The organism is Streptosporangium sp. NPDC002524 (assembly GCF_040295985.1).
In the GTDB taxonomy this organism is placed as follows: domain Bacteria; phylum Actinomycetota; class Actinomycetes; order Streptosporangiales; family Streptosporangiaceae; genus Streptosporangium.
The window spans coordinates 146,251-153,387 of the sequence record NZ_JBEOWK010000023.1 but is presented as its reverse complement, the minus strand read 5'-3'; the positions used below and the strand labels follow the sequence as shown (position 1 = coordinate 153,387).

The following is a 7,137-nucleotide window of genomic DNA, read 5'->3' as shown; positions in this document are numbered from 1 at the left end:
GAGGTCGTCAACTGGTTCAAAGCCCAAGGCTGCTACGTGATGGGCGGAGTGCCCACCCACTGGCGCCGCGGCGTCGAAGACTCCCGCCCGGGCTTTTTGGACGTCTACCACGCCTTCCACATGATCTCCCCCTGGATGGTGGGGCGGATCGGCACCCTGGCCGACGCCGACCACTTCTACGCCAACGTCAACCTGCCCGACCAGGCCGACTGCGACGCCCACGGCATCGACTACCAGCCCTGCGTCCTGCCCGGCGACGTCACCACCCGCCAGCGCCGCCACGGCGACTTCATGTGGCGCCAGTTCTACAACATGGTCCGCGTCGGCGCCCAGGGCATCTACATCTCCATGTTCGACGAGTACAACGAGGGCAACCAGATCGCCAAGACCGCCGAAACCCTCGCCGACGTCCCGGCCAACTCCGGCATGCTCGCCCTCGACGAAGACGGCACCGCCTGCTCGGCCGACTACTACCTGCGCCTGACCGGCGACGGCGGCCGGATGCTCAAGGGCCAGATCCCCCTCACCGCCACCCGCCCCACCCCACCCGTGGTCGGTGCCGGGGGTGACGGGCAGGCGCCGACCGTGCCGGGCAACCTCGCCGTGACGGCGAAGACGGCCACCACGGTGACGCTCTCGTGGTCGGCCTCCACCGACAACGTGGGGGTGGCCGGCTACCAGGTACTGCGCGGCGGCACGGTCGTGGCCACCGCCCCGAACACGCCGCACACCGTGACCGGCCTGACCCCGGCCACGGCGTACAGCTTCACCGTCGTCGCGCGCGACGCGGCCGGCAACACCTCCGGCGCCTCGAACGCCGTGAGCGTGACCACGTCGGCGTCGTCGTCGACGTCGGTGATCTCCCTGCGTTCCAGGGCCAACAGCCGCTACGTCACCGCCGCCAACGGCTCGCCGCTGATCGCGAACGGGACGTCCGCCGGGACCGCGCAGCAGTTCGAGCGCGTCGACCTGGGCAACGGCAACGTGGGGCTGAGGGCGAGGGTCAACAGCCAGTTCGTGTGCGCCGAGGGCGCCGGAGCGCAGCCGCTCATCGCCAACCGCCCCTCGGCCGGGGCGTGGGAGACCTTCCAGCTGGTCAACAACCCCAACGGGTCGGTCAGCCTGCGGGCCCAGGTCAACGGCAAGTACGTGTGCGCCGATGGCGCCGGGGCGCAGCCGCTCGTCGCCAACCGGGACGCGATCGGCCCGTGGGAGCAGTTCGACCTCGTGACCGGCTGAGAACCCGCCCCGCCTTGAATCCGCCCCGCCGAGAATCCGACAGGCGGAGAGCGTGACCGGCTGAGAGCGTGACCGGCTGAGACGACGTCCACGCCGGGCGGGCCACGGTGCCCGCCCGGCGCTTCCGTCACAAGGTCACAGCACCCGGAGACCAGAGCGTCGCGGGGTCGCGGGGTCGCGGGGTTACGGGGTTACGGGGTCGCGAGGTTACGGGCCAGGGCGTCACGGGGTCGCGAGGTTACGGGGTCGCGGGGTTACGGGGCCAGTGCTTCACGGGAACGCGGGGTTACGGGGCCAGTGCTTCACGGGGACGCGGGAACACGAAAAACGGCTTCACGGCGGGACGTCGGCTCGCAGGGATCGCCAGATCCGCTCGGGGAGCAGCCGGCACGCCTCGTCCAGGTCGATGCCGGGGGCACCGGCCAGCCAGCGGCGGGCCGTCTCCGCCGCCGGGCCGACGACGAGCATCTCCGTCAGCGTGTCCGGCAGCTCCACGACCAGCCCCGCCTCCGCGTACGGTCGCAGCCAGCCCAGGATCCCGGCCAGTCTGGGCTCCTTCTCCTTCGCGACCAGGGCGGCGTGCGCGGGGAGGAAGGCGGCGTAGGCGGAGGCGTGGACGAAGTGCGCGGCGGCCCTGTGCTCCCGGGTGAAGCCCAGATATCCGGTGACCACGGCCCGGATCCCGGCGGCGACCCACGCCTCCGCCTCCTCACGACCTCCGGCCTCGGCGCCCTTACCGCCCTTATCGCCCTCGCCTCCCTCGACCTCAGTGCCCTCGCCGCCCTCGCCGCCCTCGCTGCTCTTGCCGCCTTCACCCCCCTCGACCTCAGCGGCCTCGGTGCCCTCGCCTCCCTCGGCCCCGGCGCCCTCGCCGGGCCCCGTTCCCTCCCCCGGCGGCAGCGCGGCGAGCGCGGCGACGACGGCGTCGAGCAGGCCGGACAGGCAGCGGGCGTAGAGTGCCGCCGCCAGGCCGTCGAAGCTGCCGAAGTGGTGGTAGAGGCTGCCGACGCTGACACCGCTCGCAGCGGTCACCGCCGTCATGGTGAAACCGTCGGCGCCCTCCCGCTCGTAGAGGTCCAGCGCGGCGGCGAGCAGCCGCTCCCTGGTCTCCTCGCCGCGCCGATGTCTAGGCGACACCGGTCAGCTCCGCGGCCTGCGCCCACAGCCTCCCCGCCGTCGCCGGGTCGGCGGCCACCGGGGCGAGGGGCGTCTCGCGGTCGACGTCGAAGTAACGCCCGGTGCCGGTGCGGTCGAGCGCCAGCCGTACGACGGGGGCCGCCCCGTCCGCGGGCGCCTTCCACAGCAGCTTCGCGGCCCTCAGCAGCAGGCCCACCGGCCCGCCCCGGTCGCCGAGCCCGGTCCTGATCACCCCGGGGTGCACGGCGTCGATCGTGAGGCCCCGCCGCCTCCAGCGTTCGGCCCACAGCGGCATCAGCGCCAGGTTGCAGAGCTTGGTGTCGGCGTAGGTGCGCACGGAGGAGAAGTCGGCGCCCGCCGGGGTGCGCTCGGGGTCGGCCCTGCCCTTGACGTACAGGCCCGCGGTGACCTGGACGACCCTGTCCAGGCGGTCCTCCAGCAGGTGGTTGAGCAGGAAGGGCGCCAGGTGGTTGACGGCGAAGGACTCCTCGAACCCGTCCTCGGTAAGCCGTCGCGCCGACGGCCAGATCCCGGCGTTGTGCACCAGCACGTCGAGCCGCGGGCAGGTCCGGGCCAGCGCCTCGGCGGTGGCCCGGATCCCCTTCAGGGTGGAGAGGTCACCGGTGACCAGGTCGGCGCCGAGCCGGGCGGCCTCGTGCGCCGCGGCGGGGTTCCGCGCCACGAGCACCACCCGGTGGCCACGGCGGGCGAACTCCTCGGCCGTGGCCAGGCCGATCCCGCGGTTGCCTCCGGTGATGACGGCGGTGGCTCTCATCCCGGAAGCGTAACCGATTCTAGAGAGACTCTCTAGAATCGAGGGCGGGCGGTCAGGTGGCGAGCATGGTGTAGAGGCCGAGCACGATGCCGGCGGCGACCACCAGGAAGCAGAGTCCGGCTCCCGCGCGACCGGCCGTCCGCCCGCTGGACAGGCCGACCAGGGCCAGGGAGAAGACCGCGACCAGGCCCGCGCCCGCCAGCAGCGAGGCGAGCAGGACCCTCCACAGCGCGTCCAGGTCGATGTAGTCGCTCATGCGGCGTGCTCCCTCGTTCTCGTGGCCGGGGCGAGCCGGCCGGTCCATTCGTCGTTGACGTTTCCGGCGTTGACCGGCCGGCGGCGCGAGGCGAGATACAGCGCCCCCGACAGTGCCAGGGCGACGCCGAAGACCACGCCGACCCCCAGCGCGCCGCCGATCAGGTTGGCGCCCGCCCAGGCCAGCGCGCCGACCGCGGCGGCGGCCGGGAGGGTGATCAGCCACGCGGCCCCCATCCTGGCCGCGATGCTCCAGCGGACCTCGGCCAGGTGCTTGCCGATGCCGGAGCCGATCACCGAGCCCGCGCACACGTGCGTGGTCGACAGCGGGAAGCCGAAGTGCGAGGAGGCGAAGATGACGGCCGCCGAGGACCCCTCGGCCGCGAAGCCCTGCGGGGTCTCGATCTCGGTCAGCCCCTTGCCGAGGGTACGGATCACCCGCCAGCCGCCCAGGTAGGTGCCGAGCGCGATCGCGGTCGCGCTGGCCACGATCACCCATGTCGGGGTTCCCGCGTCCTTGCCGATGGCACCGGCGGCGATCATCGCGAGGGTGATGATGCCCATCGTCTTCTGCGCGTCGTTGGTGCCGTGGGCCAGGGAGACCAGCGAGGCCGAGCCGATCTGACCGTATTTGAAGCCGCGTTTCCTGGTCCCCTCGGGGACGTTACGGGTGATGACGTAGACCAGGTAGGTGCCGATGGTGGCGACCAGGATCGCCGCGAGCGGTGCCAGCACGGCCGGGATCAGCACCTTGGACACGATCTCGGCGCCCTTGACGGCCGAGGCGCCCGCCGCGATCAGCGTGGCCCCGACCACGCCGCCGATCAGCGCGTGCGAGGAACTGGACGGGATGCCGAAGTACCAGGTCAGCAGGTTCCAGGCCAGACCCCCGATGAGCCCGGCGAAGACGACCGTCAAGGTGATGGCGCCGGCCTCGACGATGCCGGTCGCGATGGTGGCCGCGACCTTCAGCGACAGGAACGCGCCGGCGAAGTTGAGGACCGCCGACAGCGCGACCGCGACCTTGGGACGTAACGCGCCGGTCGCGATCGAGGTCGCCATCGCGTTGGCGGTGTCGTGGAAGCCGTTGGTGAAGTCGAAGGACAGCGCGGTGACGATCACGATGGCGAGCAACACGAAGTTCGCATCCATGCCCACGGATATGACACCTCAGAGGCCATCTATGCAGATCAGAGAATTCCATACCCAGAATTCATCTTCTCGTCGACCGTCCGTCGACCACGCGCCACCTCGGACGACGGAGATCATCGGGAGTCAGGCCCGGCCCCGCGCGGGCTGGAGGTCGCGGGACGGCCGGTCAGAGGTATCCCCACTCGACGCAGATCTCGCGCAGTTCCTCCGGGATCTCGTCGGGGGTGGGCAGCGGCCTGCCCGGCTGGACCCTGCCGCTCCTGATCTTGTCGCGCCAGTCCCCGATGCCCTTCACGAATTCTCCGTGCCCGTGGTCGCCGTACGTGACCATGCCGGGCTCGTAGCCGACCCCGAGGTAGGCGCAGACCCGGCGCATCTCCTCCTCCGGGCCGGCGACGAGTGCCTCGTACGTCAGGGTGAGCCCGTCGAGCAGCCGCCTGGCCTCGGTGAGGTAGCGCATGTACTGCAGGGTGTGCCGGATCGCCTCCGCCCAGGGGCGCTCCAGCGGGGCGGCCTCGTGCCACGACAGGGCGATCGAGGCGGGGTGGCGCATCAGGAAGACGTAACGCGCGTCGGGCCAGCAGGTCGCGAGGCGCCGGTGGGCGAAGACGTTGCTGGGCGTCTTGTCGACGATGATCTGCTTGCCGCTCCCGGCCAGCTCGCGGTGGAGCATGCGGTCCCACAGGATGTGCTCGATGTCGCTGGTGGAGAGGCCGAGCGCCTCCATCGCCTGGCGCAGCGGGTCGGTGGTCAGCGTGACCGCCAGGCGCCGCACGTGCAGCTCGTGCGGTGCGTGGATCCGGGAGTGGCTGTTCAGCATGACGCGCAGCAGGGTGGAGCCGGACCTCACCGGCGACAGCACGAACACCGGTTCGCGCAGCAGCCGGTCGATCGCCGGATCGGCCGGCGGCCGGGGGACGTCGGCGGGCGGAGGTGGGGGCGGCGGGGGCGGCGGAGGGGTGATCTTACGCCGCACCCGGGTGATGTTGTAGCCCGTCATCCCTTCGAGAGCCGTGTTGACTCGGGTCTTCCACGCCATGACCAGCACCGTAGGGACCCAAAACATCGGGAGAGTGAACGTGACCTGTGTGTTGTGTGTGCCGCGCCGTGCGAACGCCGTCACACGGCGCGGCCTTCCCGGGTACGGACCGGGGGGGATCGGGTACGGAACGCGCCGCGCGAACGCCGCACGGCGCGGCCTTCCCCCGGTTACGGACCGGGTACGGGGTCAGGGATGTGGATCAGGTACGGAACGGGCCGGTCACGCAGTAGGTGATGCCCCCGGAGGAGGAGCCGGACGTGCCGCGCTGGGAGGAGAAGTACAGGCGGTTGCCCGCGGGGCTGAAGGCCGGGCCGGTGATCTCCGAGGACCCCTGGCCGCCGATGCGCAGGAAGGGGGAGACGGTGTCGTTCGCGGTGATCAGGCAGATCTCCATGTTGCCGCCGTCCTCGGCGACGTACAGGTCGCCGAAGGTCGAGCCGGTGACGTTGTCCACGCCGGTCAGCGGGGCGGTGCCGGGGCTGACGAGGCTGTCGTCGTAGGCGAGCTCGTAGGTGCCCGCGGCGACGTTGACCTGCCAGACCCGGTTGTCGCCCTTGGTGGTGAACCACACGGTGTCGTTGGCGTAGTAGCACCCCTCGCCGCCGTTGAAGGACTTCGACCCGGAGACCTGGCTGCGGGTCGCGGTCGGGGAGCCGTCGGGGTCGGGGACGTTCGCCCAGGTGAACGAGCCGCTGGTCGCGGAGCCCGCGCGCAGCACCTGCAGCGTGCCGGAGGACAGGTCACCCCAGGTGGTGGGGATGAAGCGGTAGAACCGTCCGTTGGTCTCGTCCTCGGTGAGGTAGATGACCTTGCGGACCGGGTCGGCCGCCGCCGCCTCGTGCTTGAACCGGCCCATGGCCGGGCGCTGTGTCGCCGCGCCCCCGAAGGGGCGGGTCTCGTAGACGAAGCCGCGGTCGACCTCCTCGCACGACAGCCAGGTGTTCCACGGCGTCGCGCCACCCGCGCAGTTCTGCCGGGTGCCCGACAGGATCGAGGAGGCGGAGACCACGTTTCCCGAGGAGTTGAAGCGGATCGCCGAGGCGCCGCCGCCGGGGTTGATCTCCGAGTTGGACACGTAGATCCAGCCGCTGCCGTCGGCGAAGCAGGCACCGCCGTCGGGGGCGCTGTGCCAGGTGTAGGAGGTGCCGGGAACCGCCTGGCCCGACCGGGCGATCACCCGGCTGGTGAACCCCGCCGGGAGCTGGATGCCGTTGGCGTCGGCGGCGAGCAGGGGGCCGTAGGGACCCGGGGCGTTCTGGGCCGGGGCCGCGAGGGCGGCGTCCTGCCAGAGACTTCCGGTGAGGGCCAGGGTGCTCGTACCGAGCACCGAGGCACGAAGGAATGTGCGGCGTTCCATCGACGAACCTCCAAGACGAGGATCAGCAGAACCACTTCCCTGAGCGATCACAACGGTAGGAGCGTCGGTGAACTCCCGCTGGTTAATCGGGTAAACGGCATATGTCCTGTATATGCTGATTAAAGGTAAATAGTCTAATTGAAGCGCCCAAAACCATCCGGTACGGGGTGAAACAATCTG

Annotated in this window: 7 protein-coding genes; 1 reads left to right on the top strand and 6 read right to left on the bottom strand. The window is 71.0% G+C overall.

The window, feature by feature from the left end; genetic code table 11:
- A partial coding sequence (locus tag ABT053_RS32720; protein WP_350974331.1) for a fibronectin type III domain-containing protein occupies window positions 1-1,239 on the top strand: 1,239 nt, incomplete at its 5' end.
- 333 nt (window positions 1,240-1,572) lie between these two features.
- On the opposite strand, the gene ABT053_RS32715 is transcribed toward ABT053_RS32720, so the two are convergent.
- The 6 genes from ABT053_RS32715 to ABT053_RS32690 form a co-directional block, all read right to left on the bottom strand.
- Window positions 1,573-2,376, bottom strand: coding sequence for a TetR/AcrR family transcriptional regulator (locus ABT053_RS32715; RefSeq protein ID WP_350974328.1), 804 nt, complete (start codon window positions 2,374-2,376; stop codon window positions 1,573-1,575).
- Window positions 2,366-3,151 (bottom strand): SDR family NAD(P)-dependent oxidoreductase, encoded by a 786-nt coding sequence (locus ABT053_RS32710; RefSeq protein WP_350974325.1) that lies wholly within the window; start codon window positions 3,149-3,151, stop codon window positions 2,366-2,368. The genes ABT053_RS32715 and ABT053_RS32710 overlap by 11 nt, the downstream gene beginning before the upstream one ends.
- 52 nt (window positions 3,152-3,203) lie before the next feature.
- Complete coding sequence (locus ABT053_RS32705; protein WP_350974323.1) at window positions 3,204-3,407, bottom strand: hypothetical protein; 204 nt, start codon at window positions 3,405-3,407, stop codon at window positions 3,204-3,206.
- Window positions 3,404-4,558, bottom strand: coding sequence for an inorganic phosphate transporter (locus ABT053_RS32700; RefSeq protein ID WP_350974321.1), 1,155 nt, complete (start codon window positions 4,556-4,558; stop codon window positions 3,404-3,406). The genes ABT053_RS32705 and ABT053_RS32700 overlap by 4 nt, the downstream gene beginning before the upstream one ends.
- Window positions 4,559-4,724: 166 nt before the next feature.
- Window positions 4,725-5,597 carry a sulfotransferase family protein gene (locus tag ABT053_RS32695; RefSeq protein WP_350974320.1) on the bottom strand — a complete coding sequence of 291 codons (873 nt, stop codon included), beginning with the start codon at window positions 5,595-5,597 and terminating at the stop codon, window positions 4,725-4,727.
- Between the two features lie 202 nt (window positions 5,598-5,799).
- The gene (locus ABT053_RS32690) at window positions 5,800-6,957 is read right to left on the bottom strand and encodes an alkaline phosphatase PhoX (protein ID WP_350974317.1); all 1,158 of its coding nucleotides are present in this window, start codon (window positions 6,955-6,957) and stop codon (window positions 5,800-5,802) included.
- Window positions 6,958-7,137 lie beyond the last annotated feature (180 nt).